At 55.0% G+C, this 19,770-nt stretch carries 19 protein-coding genes; 15 read left to right on the top strand and 4 right to left on the bottom strand.

The genetic code is table 11. The features are described 5' to 3' along the window. Positions 1 to 127: 127 nt before the first annotated feature. The 11 genes from BUC22_RS04865 to BUC22_RS04815 all read left to right on the top strand — a co-directional run bounded on the left by BUC22_RS04865 (position 128) and on the right by BUC22_RS04815 (position 13,287). Complete coding sequence (locus tag BUC22_RS04865) at positions 128 to 829, top strand: response regulator transcription factor (protein WP_013379944.1); 702 nt, start codon at positions 128 to 130, stop codon at positions 827 to 829. Then, complete coding sequence (locus BUC22_RS04860) at positions 826 to 2,583, top strand: sensor histidine kinase (protein ID WP_013379945.1); 1,758 nt, start codon at positions 826 to 828, stop codon at positions 2,581 to 2,583. The genes BUC22_RS04865 and BUC22_RS04860 overlap by 4 nt, the downstream gene beginning before the upstream one ends. A gap of 445 nt (positions 2,584 to 3,028) precedes the next feature. Beyond that, positions 3,029 to 3,970, top strand: a complete 942-nt coding sequence (locus BUC22_RS04855) for a radical SAM/SPASM domain-containing protein (protein WP_013379947.1) — start codon at positions 3,029 to 3,031, stop codon at positions 3,968 to 3,970. A 252-nt stretch (positions 3,971 to 4,222) separates the two neighbouring features. Continuing rightward, positions 4,223 to 6,025 carry a YfjI family protein gene (locus BUC22_RS04850; protein WP_013379949.1) on the top strand — a complete coding sequence of 601 codons (1,803 nt, stop codon included), beginning with the start codon at positions 4,223 to 4,225 and terminating at the stop codon, positions 6,023 to 6,025. A 249-nt stretch (positions 6,026 to 6,274) separates the two neighbouring features. Further along, positions 6,275 to 6,586: a hypothetical protein gene (locus BUC22_RS04845; protein WP_013379950.1), complete on the top strand. Its 312-nt coding sequence runs from the start codon at positions 6,275 to 6,277 to the stop codon at positions 6,584 to 6,586. A gap of 341 nt (positions 6,587 to 6,927) precedes the next feature. Continuing rightward, positions 6,928 to 7,599 carry a response regulator transcription factor gene (locus BUC22_RS04840; RefSeq protein ID WP_013379953.1) on the top strand — a complete coding sequence of 224 codons (672 nt, stop codon included), beginning with the start codon at positions 6,928 to 6,930 and terminating at the stop codon, positions 7,597 to 7,599. Position 7,600: 1 nt separating this feature from the next. Beyond that, complete coding sequence (locus tag BUC22_RS04835) at positions 7,601 to 8,623, top strand: sensor histidine kinase (RefSeq protein ID WP_013379954.1); 1,023 nt, start codon at positions 7,601 to 7,603, stop codon at positions 8,621 to 8,623. Positions 8,624 to 8,693: 70 nt separating this feature from the next. Continuing rightward, positions 8,694 to 9,365 (top strand): ABC transporter ATP-binding protein, encoded by a 672-nt coding sequence (locus BUC22_RS04830; RefSeq protein WP_013379955.1) that lies wholly within the window; start codon positions 8,694 to 8,696, stop codon positions 9,363 to 9,365. Between the two features lie 32 nt (positions 9,366 to 9,397). Beyond that, on the top strand, positions 9,398 to 10,087 hold the full coding sequence (locus tag BUC22_RS04825; protein WP_041690155.1) for an ABC transporter ATP-binding protein: 690 nt from the start codon (positions 9,398 to 9,400) through the stop codon (positions 10,085 to 10,087). 2 nt (positions 10,088 to 10,089) lie between these two features. Continuing rightward, positions 10,090 to 12,291 (top strand): ABC transporter permease, encoded by a 2,202-nt coding sequence (locus tag BUC22_RS04820; RefSeq protein WP_013379957.1) that lies wholly within the window; start codon positions 10,090 to 10,092, stop codon positions 12,289 to 12,291. A 231-nt stretch (positions 12,292 to 12,522) separates the two neighbouring features. Continuing rightward, on the top strand, positions 12,523 to 13,287 hold the full coding sequence (locus BUC22_RS04815) for an electron transfer flavoprotein subunit beta/FixA family protein (protein WP_013379958.1): 765 nt from the start codon (positions 12,523 to 12,525) through the stop codon (positions 13,285 to 13,287). Positions 13,288 to 13,359: 72 nt separating this feature from the next. Here BUC22_RS04815 and BUC22_RS04810 read toward each other — a convergent pair whose 3' ends face one another. After that, positions 13,360 to 14,508: a 1-deoxy-D-xylulose-5-phosphate reductoisomerase gene (locus BUC22_RS04810; protein WP_013379959.1), complete on the bottom strand. Its 1,149-nt coding sequence runs from the start codon at positions 14,506 to 14,508 to the stop codon at positions 13,360 to 13,362. 210 nt (positions 14,509 to 14,718) lie between these two features. On the opposite strand from BUC22_RS04810, the gene BUC22_RS04805 reads away from it, so the two are divergent. Then, complete coding sequence (locus tag BUC22_RS04805) at positions 14,719 to 16,143, top strand: ATP-binding protein (RefSeq protein ID WP_013379960.1); 1,425 nt, start codon at positions 14,719 to 14,721, stop codon at positions 16,141 to 16,143. Positions 16,144 to 16,335: 192 nt separating this feature from the next. On the opposite strand, the gene BUC22_RS04800 is transcribed toward BUC22_RS04805, so the two are convergent. Together BUC22_RS04800 and BUC22_RS04795 are read right to left on the bottom strand one after the other, a co-directional pair. Next, complete coding sequence (locus BUC22_RS04800) at positions 16,336 to 16,791, bottom strand: DUF3021 domain-containing protein (protein ID WP_013379962.1); 456 nt, start codon at positions 16,789 to 16,791, stop codon at positions 16,336 to 16,338. 10 nt (positions 16,792 to 16,801) lie between these two features. After that, complete coding sequence (locus tag BUC22_RS04795; protein WP_013379963.1) at positions 16,802 to 17,242, bottom strand: LytTR family DNA-binding domain-containing protein; 441 nt, start codon at positions 17,240 to 17,242, stop codon at positions 16,802 to 16,804. 252 nt (positions 17,243 to 17,494) lie between these two features. Here BUC22_RS04795 and BUC22_RS04790 point away from each other — a divergent pair, with 252 nt between their 5' ends. After that, entirely contained in the window at positions 17,495 to 17,827 is a 333-nt protein-coding gene (locus BUC22_RS04790) for a GDSL-type esterase/lipase family protein (RefSeq protein ID WP_073382423.1), read from the top strand. Positions 17,828 to 18,001: 174 nt separating this feature from the next. On the opposite strand, the gene BUC22_RS04785 is transcribed toward BUC22_RS04790, so the two are convergent. Further along, positions 18,002 to 18,547 (bottom strand): phosphatase PAP2 family protein, encoded by a 546-nt coding sequence (locus BUC22_RS04785; protein ID WP_013379965.1) that lies wholly within the window; start codon positions 18,545 to 18,547, stop codon positions 18,002 to 18,004. Positions 18,548 to 18,673: 126 nt separating this feature from the next. Here BUC22_RS04785 and BUC22_RS04780 point away from each other — a divergent pair, with 126 nt between their 5' ends. Then, positions 18,674 to 19,231 carry an LptM family lipoprotein gene (locus tag BUC22_RS04780; protein ID WP_013379966.1) on the top strand — a complete coding sequence of 186 codons (558 nt, stop codon included), beginning with the start codon at positions 18,674 to 18,676 and terminating at the stop codon, positions 19,229 to 19,231. A 25-nt stretch (positions 19,232 to 19,256) separates the two neighbouring features. Beyond that, the gene (locus tag BUC22_RS04775; protein ID WP_013379967.1) at positions 19,257 to 19,751 is read left to right on the top strand and encodes a hypothetical protein; all 495 of its coding nucleotides are present in this window, start codon (positions 19,257 to 19,259) and stop codon (positions 19,749 to 19,751) included. Positions 19,752 to 19,770 lie beyond the last annotated feature (19 nt).

The following is a 19,770-nucleotide window of genomic DNA, read 5'->3' as shown; positions in this document are numbered from 1 at the left end:
TCGGTTTGCGCCGCTTTTTTAACAGTCACAGATTTGCCTTCTAAATTTAATCTAGATTTTACATGCCTTTAACACAACATATGCTATAATCATATTATGTTAAAATTGAGCGAGAATTGGAGAGAAAATGAAAAAAATTCTGATTATAGAAGACGAACTTAATATATTTGAGCTGATTAAATTCAATCTGGAAGCCCAGGGATTTGAGGTGGCGGGGGTCCACGAGGGGACCGGCGCGGTTGAGAAAATCGTGGATATCCGGCCGGATCTGATCATTCTGGATTTAATGCTGCCGGGCAAGGACGGGCTCACCATCTGCCGCGAGGTGCGGGCGGATAAAAACCTGTCTTACATTCCAGTCATCATGCTCACCGCCAAGAGCGAGGAGTTTGACAAGGTCCTTGGCCTAGAAATGGGCGCAGACGACTATATGACCAAGCCCTTCAGCGTGAAGGAGCTCTACGCCCGGGTAAAGGCTGTCCTGCGGCGCACCGAGATGATCAAAAGCTCAGACACAGAGGAGATCGCAGTGGGCAGCCTGCGCATTCTGCCCGGCTCCTTCGAGGTATACAAAAACGGCAAAAAGCTGTCGCTGACGCTGAAGGAATACGAGCTGCTCCTGTATCTGGCAAACAATAAGAACAAGGTGCTGACCCGGGATCAGCTGCTGGACGAAATCTGGGGCTATGAGTATTACGGCGAGACCCGGACAGTGGATGTCCACATCCGTTACCTGCGGAAGAAGATTGAGGACGACCAGGAAAAATACATCGAAACCGTGCGCGGCGTGGGCTACCGCCTGGTAGAAAACCTGGGAGGTGATCAATGAAAAAACGCATCACCATTGTCTTTTCAATCCTGATCGTGCTGGTCACTGCCTTTTCAGGCGTTTTCTCCTATGTGATCTTCAAAAACGCCTACTATGAATCCACCGAGAGCAACCTGAAAAGCAACAGCGAGTATATTGTCGAGGACCTGATGCCCGGCTACATCAAGACCGGCGACGTCACCGGGCTCGAGCATTATGCAAACAGCACCAACCAGCGCATCAACATCATAGATGTGGAGGGGAACGTCCTGTTTGAGTCCCTGAGCGGTATCGGTTCGCTGGACAACCACCTGAGCCGGCCCGAGGTCCAGGGCGCCATGAAGGGGACGCCCACCACCTCGGTGCGCTATTCCGACACCATTATGAAGAATATGCTCTACCTGGCAGCGCCATACTATCAGGATGGGCAGATAACGCATATTGTAAGGATCGCAGTGCCTCTTGACGTCATGGAGGATGTGAGCTACAGCATTATTAACAACCTGATTTTTGTGGCGCTGGCCAGTATCCTCATCGCCATTGTGATTTTTGCCTTCCTCTTAAATAACGAGACAAGACCCCTGGACGAGGTCACCATTTTCGCCAGAAAGATTGCCCGGGGCGATTATAAGACAAAGCTCACCATGCTCAGGGACGATAAAATCGGCGATTTGGTCGACTCGCTCAATACCATGGCCGAGCAGCTGGATGCCTCCTTCAGCAAGATCAACCGCAAGAATATTGAGCTGTCCTCTGTGCTGTCCAGCATGAACCAGGGCATTATCGCCGTAGACCGGGATAATAAGATCATCCTGATTAACGATACGGCCCGGGGCATCTTTAACATCGACCTGAAGAAGGAAATCAAGGGGAAAAATATCCTGGAGGTTTACCGCGACCCCTTTGTGTACGAGCTTCAGGACAAGCTGGCAGAGACCGAGGACGGGCGGCTGGACTACGAAACCCGTATCGAGGAGCGTATCTACAAGGTCACAAGCTCCCAGATGCTGGACAAGGGCGACCAGACCTACAATGGCAATATCATCATTCTGGAGGATATTACCATGATCAAGGGGCTGGAAAATATCCGCCGGGACTTTGTGGCCAATGTGTCCCACGAGCTGAAAACCCCCATTACCACCATCCGCGGCTTCATCGAGACCATTCAGGAAAACCACATTACCGACGAGGCCACCCTTGGCCGTTTTTACAGCATTATCGCCGATGAGAGTGAACGCCTGACCCGCCTGGTCAACGATATTCTGATCCTCTCTCACCTGGAAAACAACCAGCGCAGCGGCGAGGACAAGCGCGAGGTCATCGGTGTGAACCAGGAAATCCTGCGGATCTTCGACATTCTCAAAATGACGGCTGAGTCCAAGCGTATCGAGCTGCGCTATCAGAAGGAGGGCGACATCAGCGTTATCATCAACCCGGACGATTTCAGGCAGATGATGATCAACCTGGTGGACAACGCCATCAAATACACGGACGAAGGCGGCAGGGTGGATGTGTCGGTCTACGAAAATGGCGCGCATTTCTGCATCCTGGTGGAGGATACCGGCTGTGGCATCCCCGAGGAGGACATCCCGCGGATCTTTGAGCGTTTTTACCGTGTGGATAAGAGCCGTTCCAAGGAAAACGGCGGCACTGGCCTGGGCCTTGCCATTGTCAAGCACATTGTCCAGAACAACAAGGGAACCATCGAGGTGACTAGCTCAGTGGGGATTGGCACCACCTTTAAGGTGACCCTGCCAAAGAATTGTGACGCGTGATGCAAAGGCGGAACCAATTGAAAATGCAGAATGGAGAATTAGAGGAACAAAATGCTGCGCATTTTGAATGAAACGGCGGCCGAAGGCCACTGTCTTAATCGCTTTTGCGGCAGCAAAAGGGGTCTTTTAATTCTCCATTCTCAATTCTTCATTTTCCATTAATAAACCTCTGCGGAACACTTTTTCTCGTAAGGCTAACGTCCCCCCCACCGATGATGTGCTGTTTCAGCACATCATCTTTTTTTATGGCCGAGGGCGGTTTGGGCCGGTCTGGAAAGTTAAAAAAATATCAATTCAAATAAAGCTTTACCAGCAGGACGTTGGGTGCTATAATGGATATAATAAATTATTAGATTGAATAAAAATTCTTATAATGGCATAGCTGCAACAGCCAGCGCAGAAGCCAGCGTGAGGCCCTGAGAATCAGGCGTGGGAGGAGGATAATATGAACCAGAGGAATCCCTATTTAAAACATGTAAAGCGGCTAGAATTCAGCGTGACACACCGCTGCCGGAGCCGGTGCGCGCACTGTGCGCTGGGCCCGGACAGGCTTGACGGGGAGCTCTTGCCAGAGGATGCCGCCGCTGCCCTTGAGGCGGTGGACCGCGCCTGCGCGCTGGAATCGGTGCTGACCTTTGGCGGCGAGCCCCTGCTGTGCGTGCCCACTGTCTGCGCTGTGCACCAGCAGGCAGAGGACCGTAGCATCCCCAGGCGGCAGCTGATCACCAGCGGCTGCTTTACCCACGACAAGGCGCTCCGGGAGCATACGGCCGACCGGCTGGAGGCCAGCGGCGTTAATGAAATCCTTTTATCTGTGGACGCCTTTCACACCGAGCACCTGCCAATCGCCGAGCAGTACGCCTTTGCCCGCGCCCTGTGTGAAGCCGGGCTGGGCAGCGTCACCGTTCTGCACCCCACGTGGCTCAAGGGCCCGGAGAGCCGCGATCCCTATGACGCGAAAACCAGGGCATGCCTCAGGCGCTTCGAGTCTCTGCGCCTGCCTGTGGGGGTGGGAAACCGCGTTTTTCCGGGCGGAAACGCCAGGATTTACCTCGCCGATTATTTCCAGAGGACGCCGTTGGATGCCGGCTTTCAGTGCGGCACGGCTGCCTATACCGAGCGCCTGGACGCCCCCACATCCCTGGCGGTGGACCCGGACGGTAGCGTACGGGTGTGCGGCTTTGTCATCGGAAATCTGCACCGGGAGGCGATGGCCGATATACTGGGAGGCTATAATCCCAACCGGCAGCCCCTCATGCGCGCCCTGCTTGAGCAGGGTATCCCTGGCCTGATCGCTGCCGCCAGAGACTGCGGGATCGAGGTGAGCCCCGGGGACTACGATTCACCCTGCGCGCTCTGCCGAGCGGCGGCCCGGCAGCTTAAATAAAGAACAAAGCCCTGATGAAAAGCAGAGCCAGCGTTTCAAAAAAGGCAAAGTGTTAAATAGAGGACAGTTTAGTTGAAAATGGAAAGTGAAAAATGGATAATGGGGAAGCCTTTTTTCATAACGCAATTTTCCGAAGTCAGCCCATGTGTTATGAGAAATGGCCAAAACCCGCATAAACAGGCGTTTTGCGGCCTGTCAAAATACATAACGTCATAACGCACATAGCAAGGCGCGTTTTGAAGAGAGGAAATAATGATGCAAACAGATGAAAAAGACGCGCGCCTGGAAACAGCGCCCAAGCCGCCTGAGGAGATGCTGGAGGTGGTGATGATTGATGATGAGGAAGAAGAGCGTGAGCGGTGGAAGGACAAGGCGGGTATCACAGTGGTGCCGCCCAGAAGAACCGTCAGTCTGCCCATCATCGAGGAAATTGATGAGAACGGTGAGACCCGGTACCGCTATGGCGAAGAGGAAATAAAGGAATATCAGGGAGAAATCTACTACGAAGGGGAATGCCGCCAGCTTGACCAGGAAGAATACAAGCGAACGCTTGAGTCCATTAAACAGGCACAGGCCTGGAAAGACGGCTTCAAGCCGCTGCGTCCCCTGGAGGAGAATACTACCCTGCCCAGGTTCCCGATGGAGAATCTGCCCATCGAGCTTTTCGAGTACTGCAAGAATCTGTCCGAATCCATGGAGATGTCCGCTGATCTGGCCGGCACCGCCATGCTGGGCACCCTGGCGGCCCTTTTGCAGGGGCGTTATGGTATCAGCCCCGAAACCGGATGGTACGAGCCCCTGGGACTCTTTGTCCTAGGCGTGGCCCGGCCCGGAGAGGGGAAAAGCCACCTTATGAAAGCCGTGACCAATCCCCTTTTTAAGCACCAGACAAAGCTCTTTAGAGACTATGCCGACAAGGCCATCTCGGTGGAGGTGCGGCTGGACATGGCCCGCAGCGCCTACGAGGCCATGCGCAAGGCGTGCGGCGGTCTTAAGGGGGATGAAAAGGAGGCCAAGCTCATCGAGATGGAGGATCAGCTGCGCGAGATCAAAGCCCTGGAAAAATCCGCGCCGCCCAGGCTGGTGGCCAACGACGTCACCTCCCAGAAGCTGGCCGGCCTGCTCCAGGAGAACAAGGGCCGGATCAGCATTATCTCCGCTGAGGGCGCAGTATTCTCCAACATCGCGGGCCTTTACGACAGCCAGCCCAATTTTACCAACTACCTCCAGGCCTATTCTGGAGAGACCATCATCGTGGACCGGGTTGGCCGCCCCGGGGAGTATATCAACGATCCCCGCCTGACCATGAACCTCATGGTTCAGCCCGATGTGCTGGACCGGGTGGTCAAGAATAAAATCCTGCTGGAAAGGGGCCTGCCCGCCCGTTTCCTGTTCAGCCTGCCGGAGAGCAAGCTGGGCAAGCGCAAAATTGAGGGCGCGCCCAAGCTCGATGAGGAAGTGAAAAAACGTTATGAAAATCTGCTGGAAGAGTTGATTGCCCTGGCCGAGGAGGATGCCTATGAGATGCTGACCCTGAGTGAGGATGCCGCCGAGCTGTTCAAGGGCTTCCGAAAAGCCGCGGACGAACGGAACAACGGCGATCTCGCCAACCTCAAGGAGTGGACCTCCAAGCTGCCCGGACAGGTGCTGCGCCTGGCAGGGCTCATGCATGTGGCCAAATACCGAAAAGAGGCAGGAAAAACGCCTGTGGACTATTTTAGCATGAAGGAGGCCTGTGATCTGGCCTGGACTTACTATATCGACCACGCCCGGCACGCCCACCAGATCATGGGCGATGACAAAAACATGGAGAAAGCCGGAAAACTGCTCAAGGCCATTGATAAGCATAACTTTGAGGTCTTTACCGCCTACGACGCTGCGAGGAATCTGAGAGACCTGAGCTTTAAAAAAGGCGCGGACGCGGAAATTTTCCTGAATATCCTGGTAGATTATGGTTATTTAAAAATAGAGCGGGACCAGAATGGCAGGCGTGTTTTTTACAAATATATCGTCAATCCCAAATGGATCGCTCAGTCTGAGGATCGCCCCGCCTAAAAAAGGCCCGGACGATGTGCGTTATGAGGTTATGAGTTTTGATGTCTTGCAAACCCGCATAAACAGGTGGTTTGCGCGGTTTTTCATAACGCATGGGCAGGCCCGGAAATTTTGCGTTATGAAAAATAAAGCCCTCCGGGTAGCAATAAGAGAAACCTTGTGTTAAAAAGTAAGATTTTCGGCAACGGCTGCTTAGAGAAAGCGCTTTCGGGTAAATAGAAAAACAACAAACCGAAAGGAGAATTTACCATGAAGGATCAAAACAATTCACCAGAAAAAGACGCCCGAGAACGCGATGATGAAATATTTTTTGGAGCAAAGGTCAACCAGGACCAGCGCGACACCGATGTCAATACCCAGGAGGACGACGCCTTCCGCTTCGGAGCGCCAGTGACCGCAACTGAAGAAAAGAAAGCCGAGCAGCGCGAGGAAAAATCCGAAAACGAACGGGAACGCGAGGACGAGGTTTTCTTCGGTGCAAAGCTTAACCCCGATGCTGACGATGACGTCAACGCCGAAAAGGATGACCGCTTCCGCTTTGACGCTCCTGACGAAAAATAAGAAAGGTGCGGAGACGGTGCGATGAAACGACGTCTCGTCCCAGCAGATTGGACATGATGTGCTGTTTCGGCATGCCATCTCTGACAGGATTTATGATTATAGAAATTGAAAAAGCAGGGGCGCTGTTTCGGCGCCCCTGCTTTTTGTATGCCCGGAAAAGGCTGTGGCGAAAGGGATTCAACAATTATGTTTAAAAATGACGCGAGTGTCGTTTTTGATCAATCCGCCCATTCAGGGCATTCCTGCGCCGGCTGGGACAAAGTTTAAGGGATTGTTCCGATCTGGGTTTTAAGGTAAAATGAAAGCAAAATCTTGAAATTAACCACAATGGGGGAACGAATATGCGACGAATATTAATCGTAGAAGATGAGCGGCAGATTGTAAAGCACCTGAGAGCCCTGCTGGAGGAGGAAGGCTTCTCTGTGGACACCGCTGCCACCAGAGCTGAGGCCGAGAGCGCCCTGGAGGGAGATCGCTTTGACCTGATACTCCTTGATTTAATGCTGCCCGACGGAAACGGTTACGCCCTGTGTACAGAAATCCTGCACAGGGGAAACACACCGGTGATCTTCCTCACCGCCTTGGACGACGAGGCCAGCATTGTCACTGGCTTCAATCTGGGGGCCGACGACTATATCACCAAGCCCTTCAAGCCAATGGAGCTGGTGGCGCGGGTTAAGAACAGCCTCCGGCGGAGCGGCAGGGCCCAGTCGGTCTTTCAGCTCGGAAACTTAAGCGTGGACACTGCCGGAGCGTCTGTGCGCAGAGACGGGCAGGAGATCGTGCTCTCAGCCCTCGAATACCGCCTGCTGCTCACCCTCCTGAGTCATCGGGGCGAGGTGCTGTCCAGAAGCCGCCTGCTCCAGGAAATCTGGGACGCTTCAGGGGATTTTGTCAATGACAACACACTTACCGTCTATATCAAGCGCCTGCGTGAAAAGATTGAGAAAGATCCCGCCGAGCCCCGGATCATCAAGACGGTCAGGGGCCTTGGCTACAAGGTGGAGGACTGAGATGGGGCTGCTCAGAAATCCGGAAATACGCAGGCTGGCAGGGCTTTACACGCTGCTCACCCTGGCAGTGGCCGCGGGCGGGCTGTGGATCAGCGCGGCCTGCGCGGCCTATGTGCTCTGCGTATGTGCTGGGGCAGGCGCGCTCTTTTACGGCTTCACGGCCAGGCGTTACCGCCGCCTGTCGGCCCTGAGCCTCCAGCTGGACCAGGTGCTGCACGGCGGGGACGCTCTGAAAGAAATCCCCGACAACGAGGGTGAGCTGGCGGTCCTGCAGAGCGCGGTCTGCAAAATGACCCTTCGCCTGCGGGAGCAGGCGGCTGCACTGGAGGCGGACAAGACTGCCCTCAGCCACGCCCTGGCCGACATCTCCCACCAGCTCCGTGTTCCCCTCACAACGCTTGGCCTGCTGGTACCCCGGCTGTGCAGTGAGGATACCGGCAGAGAAGCCCGCAGCCGCCTGGCCGCCGAGGCAGGCAGCCTGCTGGCCCGCATCCAGTGGCTTATCGACGCGCTGCTCAAGCTCTCCCGGCTGGAGGCCGGGACCGTGGGCTTTAAGCGCGAGCCCGTGCGGGTGTCTGAGCTCATCGCCAGGGCCGCCGCCCCTCTGGAGATCCCCATGGAGCTGAGAGAACAAACCCTCTGGGCGGAGGTGGACAGGGACATCACCTTCACCGGCGATTTTTACTGGTCAGCGGAGGCTGTGGGCAATATCCTGAAAAACTGCATGGAGCACACGCCCCGCGGCGGGCAGATCCGGGTGAGCGCTGAAGAAAACCCCCTGGCCACAGAGATCCTCATCGCAGACACTGGCCCCGGCATCGCGCCTGAGGACAGGCCACATCTCTTTGAGCGGTTCTACAAGGGAAAAGATTCCGGGGATGACAGCGCAGGCATTGGCCTGGCTTTGTCCCAGGCCATCTTCAGCCGCCAGCACGGCAGCATTACAGCCGAAAGTCCGGCGGGCGGCGGTGCGCTGTTCCGGATCAAGGTTTACAGGGGCTGGACGGACAGCGGGCGAAAGTGACATATTTGTCATTAACGGGTCACTGAGGTGTCATGAGAACTGTGCTATGCTTAGGAGGCGGAGAATACAAATGGAAATTTTAAGAACGGAAAACCTGAGTAAAATATACGGCAACGGAAACGCCAGAGTGGAGGCCCTGAAGGGCATCAGCTTCTCAGCCGGCAAGGGTGAGCTGGTGGCAGTCACTGGCCCATCGGGTTCAGGAAAGTCCACACTACTGCACCTTTTGGGTGGCGTGGAAGTCCCTACAGCGGGCACCGTCCGGATCGACGGCGTGGATATCCATACCAAGACAAGAGCCGGGCTGGCTGTTTTCAGGCGGCGGCAGATCGGGCTGGTCTATCAGTTTTACAACCTGATCCCAACCCTAAGTGTCGAGGATAATATCCTGCTGCCAATGCGTCTGGACGGGCGCAGAGTGAACAGGGATTACCTCGAGGAGCTGCTGTGCCTGCTAAAGCTTGAGGACCGCGCCAAGTGTCTGCCTAGGGAGCTGTCCGGCGGCGAGCAGCAGCGCGTGGCCATCGGCCGGGCCCTCATAGCCGCCCCGGCCCTGCTGCTGGCCGACGAGCCCACCGGCAGCCTTGACCGCAGAGGCAGCCAGGAAATCATGGCTCTCTTAAAAATTTCCAGAGAAAAATACAGGCAGACCATTGTCATCGTGACCCATGACAGGGACATTGCCAGACAGGCCGACCGCCGCGTCGAGCTACGCGACGGCCGCCTTGCAGGAGAGTGGTGATGGACTGAAAGTATAAGCACAGGAGGGAAAAAGTGGAAATTTTAAGATGTGAGGGAATTACAAAAGTCTACGGCGCCGGCGAAAACGCCGTGCACGCCCTGAGAGGCATTGATTTTACCGTCCGCAAGGGCGAATTCGTATCCATTATCGGAGCATCGGGCTCGGGGAAATCCACCCTGCTGCACATTGTCGGCGCGGTGGACAGCCCCACCGAGGGCAGGGTGTGGGTCGGCGGGGAGGAAATTTCTGCTCTGAGCAGAAAAGAAGCAGCTCTTTTCAGGCGCAGGAGCGTGGGGCTCATCTACCAGTTTTATAACCTGATCCCCACTCTCACGGTGGAGCGGAACATCAAGCTGCCCCTGCTTCTGGACAGGACCGAGCCCCAATCCCAGGACTTCGAGGCCATTGTCGGGGCCCTGGGGCTGGAGGATAAGCTGAACGCCCTGCCCAGCCAGCTGTCCGGCGGGCAGCAGCAGCGCACCGCCATTGCGCGGTCTCTGCTGTACCGGCCAGCCCTGCTGCTGGCCGACGAGCCCACCGGCAACCTGGATCAGGAAAACTCCAGGGAGATCATGGCAATGCTGAAGCGGTTTAACCAGACCCTCAAGCAGACCATTCTGGTCATCACCCATGACGAGCTGGTGGCCAGAGCGGCAGACCGCGTGATTTGGATTGAGGACGGCCGCATCGTCTCCAATGCGCCGGCGGCAGGGGAGGTCTGACCATGTGGAAAGCATACGCCGGGAGCGCAGTCCGGAACAACCGGGCCGCCGCGGCCGCCATCGTGGTGGCTGTGTTCATCGCCGCCACTCTGATCTCGACCATCACCGCTATCTTTTACAATCTGTGGACAGACAATATCCGAAGGATCGTCCGGGAGGAGGGCGACTGGCAGGGCAGACTAATCAGCGCTTTCACTGAGGAGGACGCCCGGCGGGCAGAGGAAACGCCCGGTGTGGCCCAGGCTGTGCTGGAAGAGGCCGGCCCCGGCCGCCAGGCCATGCTCATCCGCTTCGAAAATCCCAGGGCGGTCTACAGCGAGCTTCCCCTCCTGGCGGAGAGCTTTGGCCTCAGCAGCGCCGATGAGACAAGGGTCCAGTACCACACCGAGCTTCTCATTCAGTACTATATCTACTCCCCCGAGCAGCAAAAGCAACCGCCCCTGCTGCTGTCCTTTTATGTCTGCGTGATGCTTGTGGTGTGTTTTTCGCTGGTGCTCATGATCTATAACGCATTTGACGTTTCCATGAACGCCCGCATCCATCAGCTGGGCATCCTGCAGAGCGTGGGCGCCACGCCCGGCCAGATAAGAACCGCCCTGCTGGAGGAGGCCCTGGCCCTGAGCCTGGTTCCCCTGCTGGCAGGCATCGCCGCCGGGGTGGGGCTCAATATCCTGTTTGTGCGCGCCGCCAATGCCATCAGCACCGGCATGGGGACAGTGCCCACTGAGTTTGACTACAGCCTCTGGGTTTTTCTGGCGGGGTTTGCAGTCTGTCTCATCACAGTCGGCGTATCTGCTTGGGTGCCAGCCCGGCGCCTCAGCCGCATGACGCCCCTGGAGGCCATCCGCGGCGGGGACAGCCTGCCCGTGAAAAAAGTCCGGTCCTTCCGGTTTTTGTCAAAGCTCTTTGGCATAGAGGGCGAGCTGGCCCGGAAATCCCTTTACACCCGCAGAAAGGCCTTCCGCACCGCCACAGTGTCTCTGACCCTGTCCTTTCTGGTGTTCGGCGTCTTTCTCAATTTCATGACCCTTTCTGATATCAGCACACAGCTCACCTATTTTGAGCGCTATAAAGACCGCTGGGACCTGCTGGCAGCTGTGGAGGATACCCAGGGGCGTGAGGACGCCCTTCTCGGCGAAATCCGGGCCCTCCCAGAGGCTGCGGGCTGCACCGCCTACCGGAAGGCTACGGCTTACACCCAGCTCACAGAGGATATGCTCAGCCCAGAGCTGAGAGCCCTGGGCGGCCTTGAGGCCCTGAAGGATACGGGCATCACTGCCCAGAACGGCAGTTATCAGATCAAGGTGCCCATTGTCGTCCTGGATGACGCGAGCTTTGAGGACTACTGCGCCCAGGCAGGCATCACCGCGCCAGCCGGCGCGCCGCCTTCAGCAGTGACCGTTAACCAGATATGGGACAGCGCCCACAGTCATTTCAGAGAGCGGGCCTACCTGCCCTATATCAACCCACGGGAGGGCCAGTCTCTTAAGCTTTACGACTCGTCCGGCAACGCAGCGGCCAGCCTGGACATTGCCGCCTACACCGATAAAACCCCAGAACTCCGAGAGGAATATGACGATTTTGCCCTGCTTCAGATCATGGCGGAAAGCGCTTGGCAGCAGCTGGTGCCAGAGCTGGAGGCGGATACGGTGTACTTTAACATAAAGGCTGTATCAGAGGATCAGATCACTCCGGCTGAAGCTGCCGTTACCCGGGTTCTGGACACAGCGGGTGTAGACTTTACCATGGAAAACCGGCAGGCCGAGGCTGCCTATAACGTGGCCGCGCGCAAAGCCCTCAACATTTTTATGGGCATCCTCTGCGGGCTCTTGGCTCTCATCGGCATTGCCAATGTGTTTTCTAACATACTGGGGCACATCGGCCAGCGCAAAAGGGAATTTGCCCGTTATCAGTCCATTGGCATGACGCCTGAAAGCGTCAATAAGGTACTGCTCATGGAGGCCCTGATCATCGGCCTGCGGCCCATCCTCCTCAGCCTTCCCCTGAATGTGCTGTTCGTGATTTTTTCCGTGACAGCCAGCAAGCTTAAACTGACGATGTTTATCGGGCGGATGCCCCTGCTGCCCCTGCTGGCCGCCGCAGCTGCGGTGCTGGCCGCTGTCGGCCTGGCCTACCTGATCGGCGGGCGCATCATCTGCCGCGCCAACATCGCAGATACCCTCAGGGACGACACCCTGTTTTAGATAAATTAAAAAGCTGAAGCGACATCCTGTTTTTGTGGACAGCTTCAGCTTTTTTGGTATTCCTTTTACAGCTTCCATCAAAACCTCTTGACAATTAGCATGCAAAATATTAGTATTACAAAAGAAGCTTACCACTAAAGGTGCCCCTGCCAGGAAAAGGGGCATAAGGCCAGAGAGAGGGGTTTATTTTAAGCGAAGCTTCAAATTTCTGATGAAAGAGGGAAGCGTGAAATGATCCAATGTGTGGTGTGTATACGGCCATTCTCAGACAGTGTGCCTGTGCAGGCCGATCAGAAGGAGGGAAAGATGACAGCCCTGTCCGCACCGGGTGCCATGAACCCGGACGATAAGGCGGCGGTGGAGGCGGCTCTCCGGCTGAGGGAGGCCGGTGGCGGCACGGTTGCGGTCCTCTGCGCTGGCCCAGAAAAAGCAGAGGAAATCCTGCGGGAGGCTCTGGCCATGGGCTGTGACGAGGCAGTCCGGGCAGAGGTGCCATTTCCAGACGCTGCCTTCGCCGGGGCGGCGGCCAGCGCTTTAAAGGCCGCTCTTGAAAACCGGAGCTGGGACCTGATCCTGATGGGCGGGCAGGCCATTGACAGCGATGTGGCCCAGACCCCCGCGCTGCTGGCAGAGGCGCTAGGCATTCCCCAGCTCACCCAGGCCCAGAGGCTTTCTATGAGGGGAGGGCAGGTGCGCGCGCAGTGTCCTTTCGATGGCCGGGAGGTGCTTCTGGAAGCGCCGCTGCCCTGCCTGGCCACGGTGACGGATAAGCTGGCCGCGCCGCGCTACGCCACCTTTGCGGGCATCCGCGAAGCCTACGGCAAGCCGCTGCTGCACCTTGAAGATAAGGGAGAAGCCGCCGGGGAGGAAGCCCTCCGTGTAAAGACGGTCATGAACCGCCAGCGCGGCAGAAAAGGGAAAATCCTGAGGGGTCCGTCCCCCCAGGCGGCGGCAGACCAGCTGCTGTCCTTTATCCGGGGCGAGGGCCTGCTCTAGCGGGGCCGTCTGAAAAAATAAAAAGCCCTGCCGCACAGCCGGATGATGCTGTGCGGCAGGGTTTATGCTGTTTTACAGGCTTTTAGCCACGGTCCGGGCCCACTCGTCCACGTCCAGAATGTCCTCAAGGGTCGGCGCTTTAACCGGAACGTGCTGGTGCATGACCGCCTCGTTGATTCTCGGAATATCCAGGAAGGCGATTTCCTCCTTCAGGAAACGGGCGACTGCGACCTCATTGGCAGCGTTCAGGGCCGCGGGCATGGAGCCGCCGGCCTTCAGGGCTTCATAGGCCAGCGCCAGACAGCGGAAGGTATCCTTGTCCGGCTTTTCAAAGGTCAGGGTGCCCACCTCGGCGAGATCGAGAGACGGCTTGGTGTTTTCGACACGGCCGGGGTAGAAGAAAGCGATCTGGATGGGCAGGGCCATGTCCGGCAGGCCAAGCTGCGCCATGACCGCGCGGTCCTTATATTCCACCATGGAGTGGATAATGCTCTGGGGGTGGACCACCACGTCAATCTGGTCCGGCTCCAAGTCAAAGAGCCATTTGGCCTCGATCACCTCCAGCCCCTTGTTCATCAGGGTGGCGGAGTCGATGGTGATTTTCGGCCCCATGGACCAGCTGGGGTGCTTCAGCGCCTGGGCGAGGGTCACCTGCTCCAGATAAGCGCGGTCCTTGCCGCGGAAAGGGCCGCCGGAGGCTGTGATGATGACCTTTTTCAGCTCCTCATGCGCATTGCCCATGAGGCACTGGAAGATGGCGGAGTGCTCACTGTCCACAGGCAGCAGGGCCACGCCTTTTTTCGCCACAGCCTCCATGACAATGGAGCCGCCTGCCACCAGGGTTTCCTTGTTGGCCAGGGCGATGTCGATCCCGGCCTCAATGGCGGCCAGCGTGGGCCGCAGCCCGACCATGCCGGACACAGCGGTCAGCAGCATTTCCGCAGAGTCGCAGGTCGCTACAGCGATGAGCCCCTCCATGCCGGAGAGCACCTCGATGTCCGGAAACTCCGCCTGGATACGCTTTCTCAGGTCAAAAGCAGCGTCCGGGTCCATCACGCCCACCAGCTCAGGCTGGTATCGGCGGATCTGTTCCTCCAGGGCGTCAATTTCGTTGAAGCAGGAAATACTGACAACGTTCAGCTCCTCAGGAAATTCGTCCACCACCGACAGCGCCTGTGTGCCGATGGACCCCGTAGAGCCTATGATACTGATATTTTTCATCGTGTCACCTCGAATAATCTTTGTTTATCTCTTTATTATAGCATAATGTGGCCCCACTTAGTAAAAAAGATGTAAAATTCATCCTGCTAAGTGAGGCTGAATTGCTTGTGTTTCTCTTAAAATGTCGCCAGAGTCCATAAAAACCTTGAACCTCTGCGGGTTTAAGCGTATAATTATCATAGGATAATTTTTTGTTAGGAGGCATCGAATATGAGACCTTTTATAGGCAGAAAGCAGGAGCTTCAGCTTCTTGAAAACGCGTATACCAGTAAAAATGCCTTTGTCATGGTGAACGGACGGCGCCGTGTTGGCAAAACCGCCCTGGTCCGTCATTTTTTGAAAGGCAAGCGGGCGCTTTACTTTACCGCGAAAGAAGAGGTTGATGTTTTAAGCCGACGGCGCTTCCTTAAAACTTTTGCAGAATATTGCGGAGAAACCCTCAGCTCTTCGGCAAAGCTGCCGGACTGGAAGGAAATTTTCAAGGCCTTTGCCGAGCGGGTAGAGACCTCCAGAAAAGTGCTGGTCATCGATAATGTCGCTTACCTGATGCTGGCAGACCCTTCCTTTGCCAGAGCTTTAAAATACGCGTGGGAACGTTACTTCAAGCAGGCTTCCGTGATGCTGATCGTGGTAATGCCCAACAACAGCCTCTTAGTCAATCTTGAAGGCAAGAGCAACACCCTGATCGGCTGCGTGACCACCCAGCTGAAGCTGAAGCCCATCAGCTTTGTAGAGATGATCAAGGACTACCCCCATCAGGATTTTAACCAGCTCATGACCCTGTACGCCATTGCGGGAGGGGTTCCCAAATACTGGGAATTCTTTGCCGCCTGCGAGAAGACCATTGACTACATGGGCGTGGTCCGTGAGGATATGCTGGACCAAAACAGCCTTTTATACGAGGAGCCCATGAACCTGATCGAGCGGGATGTCTGGGAACCATCCTACTACAACGCGGTGTTAAAGGCTGTAGCCGACAACTACCACCGCCCGGCCGATATCGCCAGGTATCTGGAAATGAAGCCAGGCGCAGTGAACCACTGCCTGAGCAACCTGGCGGTCCTTGGCTACCTGGAGGCCAGAGTGCCCATCACCGAGAAAAAGGCTGGTCCTTCTAACCGCAAAGTCCAGTACTATTTCTCCGATCCCTTTATGGATTTCTGGTATACCTTCATTTTTGAGAATAAAGAACACCTGGAGGCAGGCCAGGAGCTTCAGATTTTTGAAGCCATCAAGCGCGCTTTTCCAGGTTATATCCAATTTTGGTTTAAAACAGCCTGCAAGGAGATTTTTGCTGCGGCCTGCAAGCAGGGGGGCATCCCCTTTAAAATTGACCGCATCGGCACATTTTGGAACAAAAATGAGGAAACCGTGGACATTGTGGCAGTGGATGAACAGCGCAAGCGCATCTTTCTAGGCGACTGTCTGTACAGCAACAAGCCCTATACCATGGAAGCCTACGATGATTTTGTGGAAAACTGCAGCGATATAAGAGAGTTTAAGGTCTTTAAGGACTATGACTGGACACACGGCGTCTTTACCGCCAACCCCTTTGACCCCGCCCTTATGGATTACGCCATGATCACCTCCGATGTCTATCTGTTTAACGGGATCACGGTTTATTCCAGAAAATAAAAAACACGCAGACAGCCCCAGGAGCTGCCTGCGTATTTTTTATTTGTTTATTATTTGGATTTGCCAAGGGCCACACAGCTGAGAACCAGACCGGTCGTGCCCGCCGCCAGTGCCACAATGCTGAGCACAAAGGATGCCACTTTCATTTTAACACCTCATTTCGATAAAGTAGATACCTCTATTATAACACGTTTAGGGCCTTTTTTCATAAAGACGGTCGTTCATTTTGGAAATTTTGTGCCGGATAATCAGGTACTGGACAATCCAGATAATCAGGTAGAGCGCCGCGAAAACCACGAAATAGATCAGTATGCTGATAAAACTGGGAGCTACCCAGCGGCAGGCAATGGAGATGGGCAGCAGGGTAAAGGTCAGCAGCAGAAAATGGATGAGCGTTTTCCTCAGAAGACTCCAACGCTCCACTGCCCAGATGGCAGACCCGAACCCGCAGATAAAGCCAAGGGCTACGCTGGCCAGGTACTGGAAAAGAGCCGCGTTCATCAGGCCGCCCATCAGGTCGATGAGCGGGGGGGATACCGGGGAGTAGCTGCCAAAGAACAGAGAAATCGCCAGCGCGATGGTCGTGGAGATGGCAATGCCGATGGGGATGCCCAGAAGTCCGAAGCCCAGTGCTTTTTTTACAGTCATTTTAATTACCTCACAATCCTAAGTATTTTTTGATTTTGGAGACATAGCGCCTTGACACATAAGCCTTGTCCCCGTTGGTCATCCGCAGGCTGATGGTGCCGCTGATGCTGGTGTCCAGGCTAGTGACATGGCCGAAATTGACAATTTCCGAGTTGGAAATCCGGACAAAGCTGCTGCCCGACAGCATTTCCTCCAGCGCGTACAGCCGGAGCTTTACCCGGTAGGTCTGCTGTGCGCAGCGGACAAAGGTTTTCTGCTCCTCCGTGTAAAAACGGAAAATCTCTTTTTTGTCCAGCAAATAAATCCGGTCGCCGGAAATTGCGGTGATCATGCTGGGGTGGTCAGCCGAAAGGCGCTCAGCCAGGGCAGTGATTTCAGCGGTCAGGGCGTTTGTGCAGATGATTATCCGGGGTTTTTGCAGCCCAGGGTCAATTTTTATTTCAACATCCATTTTGAGAAGCCTCCTTGGTGTTTCCGTTAACGGTTGATTTAATTATACGTGAAACCAGCCCGGACGCAAGGCTTTTTCGCTAAATGGTCGTAAACAGCCGGTAAGTGGCAGGTTGACGGCGGGCAGAGGGTAGGGTAAACTTTTAAGAGCAGATGTGCGCAGACTGCGCCTTTTATCCAGATAAGAAAGGCTTTGTTTTTTTGTCATACTGTATAGCGGCAGTGCCGCGGATAATGGATTCTGAGGTGAGAAATGAAAAGCGATGAAATATTAATGATTGGCGACAGCCTGATCGAATACGGCGACTGGGACGATCTGCTGGGAACAGAGGTTATCAACCGGGGCATGGGCGGCGATACCACAGAGGGCGTGCTCATGCGCGTCGGCAGAAGCCTGAAGCGGGAGCCGGGCAAAATCTTTCTGATGGTCGGCGTGAATGACATCATCAGCGGGGAGAGCACTGGCTTTATCGCCCGCAATTACGAGGCGATCCTGGAGAAAATAAGGGCACTCTCGCCTGAAAGCGCCGTCTTTGTGCACAAGGCGCTGCCCTGCAGTCCTGAAAAGCTTTTTTTTTGTTTTTGACAACAGCCGGGTGACAGCTCTCAACCGGGAAATTGAAAGGCTGGCAAAAAAATACGGCGCGGAATGCGTCGATCTGTGGGATGTCCTGACAAAAAAACGGAGAGCTGCTGCCCGAGTACACCACCGATGGTGTACACCTGACAGCGTCGGCCTACACGCTGTGGGCAGGCAGGCTTAAGCCTCTTCTTTAGGGGCTGGCAGCGCCTTTTTCTCAAGGGCATAGGCCGCAGAACCCAGCCCGATCCCCAGAGCGGTAGCCGCCGCAATATCCGAGGGATAGTGGACAAAAAGGTACATTCTGGAAAAGCTGATGAGTGCGGCCAGCGGAATGGCGCCAAGGCCAAAGGACTTTTTGTTCAGAGTCAGAATGGTGGCGGCAGTCACTGAGGTCAGTGTATGGCCGGAGGGGAAGGATGCGCCAAAGGGGCGCCGGATCTTCAGAGCTACTGTTTGGTCAACGTCACAGGGCCGAGCGCGGTGGAAAAGATTTTTAACCAGAATATTGTTGGCGAAAACGTCAAAGGATACCGCCGCTGCGAGCGTAAACCCGCAACGGCGGTATTTTTTTGAGAGCATCATCAGGCCGCCGATGCCAATCCAGACAGCGCCGGCAGTCCCGAGCCTTGTGGCCCCGATCATCACCTTGTCCAGCGTCGGCGAGCAGAGGTTTTTCTGTATTTTTTTTAGTATCTTAAGATCAAATTTCGTGATGTTTTTCATAGAGTGGTGTATTCTCCTTATATCGTAAAGCACATTATACCTGAAAATGGATAAGTTTTCATTAAAAGCAGAATGACGTTCGTTTTCAGATGTGCTATAATGAGAGAAAGGAAAGGGGTGAGCGGAATGAAAAAGCTGTTGATTGGAATGGCGGTGCTGGCTGTGTGCTTTGTTTCTACCGGGTGCGGGCAGGGCGGCGATATCGTCGGAACCTGGAAGGAAGAATATTTTGAGAAGACCTGCCCGATAAAGGATGATATGCAGAACCACCAAATCGTGTTCAACGACGACGGAACGTTTTCAGACGGACGGGGTGTTAATGTGGACGGGCACTACAAAGTTCTGTCCTTTGAAGGCAGCTACGGCAGCAATCCCGACTCCGGTTATCTGAAATTAAGCCGAATATCCTACCTGCCGTCTGAGGAAGCCCTGTTTATTGACAAGGACGCGACTGCGTTTTATGAAAAGCAGATGACAGGGTCAGACGATTGGGAGAAGAAGCCTCTGATCGACGCGCCTCCCGGTAAATTTGACGAGGGACTGGCCCTGACGAACTATGCCAGAAGAATGGATAATCGCGAATTTTACTATAAGCTGCTGGGCAATAAGCTCTACATTATGAGCAAAAAAGTAAATGTTGAGAAGGGCAGTATGGTCAATGGAATATATACGTTTGTGCGATAAGGGTATGGAGAGGAGGCAGGCTGAAATGAAACGAGGAATGCTAATCATGGTGATGGTGGGGCTCCTGGCCCTGCTTGCGGGTTGCGTGCCTGAGAAATCCCCCTTAGTGGGTGTCTGGCATAAGGATAACGCCGGCGAGCTGCCAGTGGAGAGTCTGGAAATTAAATTCAATGATGTTGGAAAGTACGACGCTGTCAGGAATTTTGTGTTTGGCAAACACGATTATTACGGTTACGGCCCTTCCGGCACCTACGCCATCGCCGATAACCACCTGGTCTTTACCGTCACGGGCGTCTCAGGCTATGCCAGTGACGACTCCTACAGCGATCTGTACCAGTCCGGAATGCGTGAAGCGTACCCCGACCGTACTCAGCGCTATTATGAAATCGACGGCGATACGCTGTATCTCTATGAATCAGAGGAAAAAAGAGAGACGCCAGGCGTCTTTCTGACCGGCACCTTCCACCGCGGAGAAATCAAAAAATGCAGCTTGTACGAAGCGTATTATCGCTATGACTGAGTTTGGTAAGGGGGATTAA

Source organism: Eubacterium callanderi, assembly GCF_900142645.1.
In the GTDB taxonomy this organism is placed as follows: Bacteria; Bacillota; Clostridia; order Eubacteriales; family Eubacteriaceae; genus Eubacterium; species Eubacterium callanderi.
Note: the sequence above shows the minus strand (reverse complement) of the source record. Positions and strands in the feature narration are given on the sequence as shown.

Coding starts and splice junctions, on each gene's coding strand:
- BUC22_RS04865 (WP_013379944.1), top strand. CDS start 128: ATGAAAAAAATTCTGATTATAGAAGACGAACTTAATATATTTGAGCTG.
- BUC22_RS04845 (WP_013379950.1), top strand. CDS start 6,275: ATGAAGGATCAAAACAATTCACCAGAAAAAGACGCCCGAGAACGCGAT.
- BUC22_RS04855 (WP_013379947.1), top strand. CDS start 3,029: ATGAACCAGAGGAATCCCTATTTAAAACATGTAAAGCGGCTAGAATTC.
- BUC22_RS04785 (WP_013379965.1), bottom strand. CDS start 18,547: ATGAAAAACATCACGAAATTTGATCTTAAGATACTAAAAAAAATACAG.
- BUC22_RS04790 (WP_073382423.1), top strand. CDS start 17,495: ATGAAAAGCGATGAAATATTAATGATTGGCGACAGCCTGATCGAATAC.
- BUC22_RS04815 (WP_013379958.1), top strand. CDS start 12,523: ATGATCCAATGTGTGGTGTGTATACGGCCATTCTCAGACAGTGTGCCT.
- BUC22_RS04780 (WP_013379966.1), top strand. CDS start 18,674: ATGAAAAAGCTGTTGATTGGAATGGCGGTGCTGGCTGTGTGCTTTGTT.
- BUC22_RS04830 (WP_013379955.1), top strand. CDS start 8,694: ATGGAAATTTTAAGAACGGAAAACCTGAGTAAAATATACGGCAACGGA.
- BUC22_RS04775 (WP_013379967.1), top strand. CDS start 19,257: ATGAAACGAGGAATGCTAATCATGGTGATGGTGGGGCTCCTGGCCCTG.
- BUC22_RS04800 (WP_013379962.1), bottom strand. CDS start 16,791: ATGACTGTAAAAAAAGCACTGGGCTTCGGACTTCTGGGCATCCCCATC.
- BUC22_RS04795 (WP_013379963.1), bottom strand. CDS start 17,242: ATGGATGTTGAAATAAAAATTGACCCTGGGCTGCAAAAACCCCGGATA.
- BUC22_RS04850 (WP_013379949.1), top strand. CDS start 4,223: ATGATGCAAACAGATGAAAAAGACGCGCGCCTGGAAACAGCGCCCAAG.
- BUC22_RS04805 (WP_013379960.1), top strand. CDS start 14,719: ATGAGACCTTTTATAGGCAGAAAGCAGGAGCTTCAGCTTCTTGAAAAC.
- BUC22_RS04810 (WP_013379959.1), bottom strand. CDS start 14,508: ATGAAAAATATCAGTATCATAGGCTCTACGGGGTCCATCGGCACACAG.
- BUC22_RS04820 (WP_013379957.1), top strand. CDS start 10,090: ATGTGGAAAGCATACGCCGGGAGCGCAGTCCGGAACAACCGGGCCGCC.
- BUC22_RS04840 (WP_013379953.1), top strand. CDS start 6,928: ATGCGACGAATATTAATCGTAGAAGATGAGCGGCAGATTGTAAAGCAC.
- BUC22_RS04860 (WP_013379945.1), top strand. CDS start 826: ATGAAAAAACGCATCACCATTGTCTTTTCAATCCTGATCGTGCTGGTC.
- BUC22_RS04835 (WP_013379954.1), top strand. CDS start 7,601: ATGGGGCTGCTCAGAAATCCGGAAATACGCAGGCTGGCAGGGCTTTAC.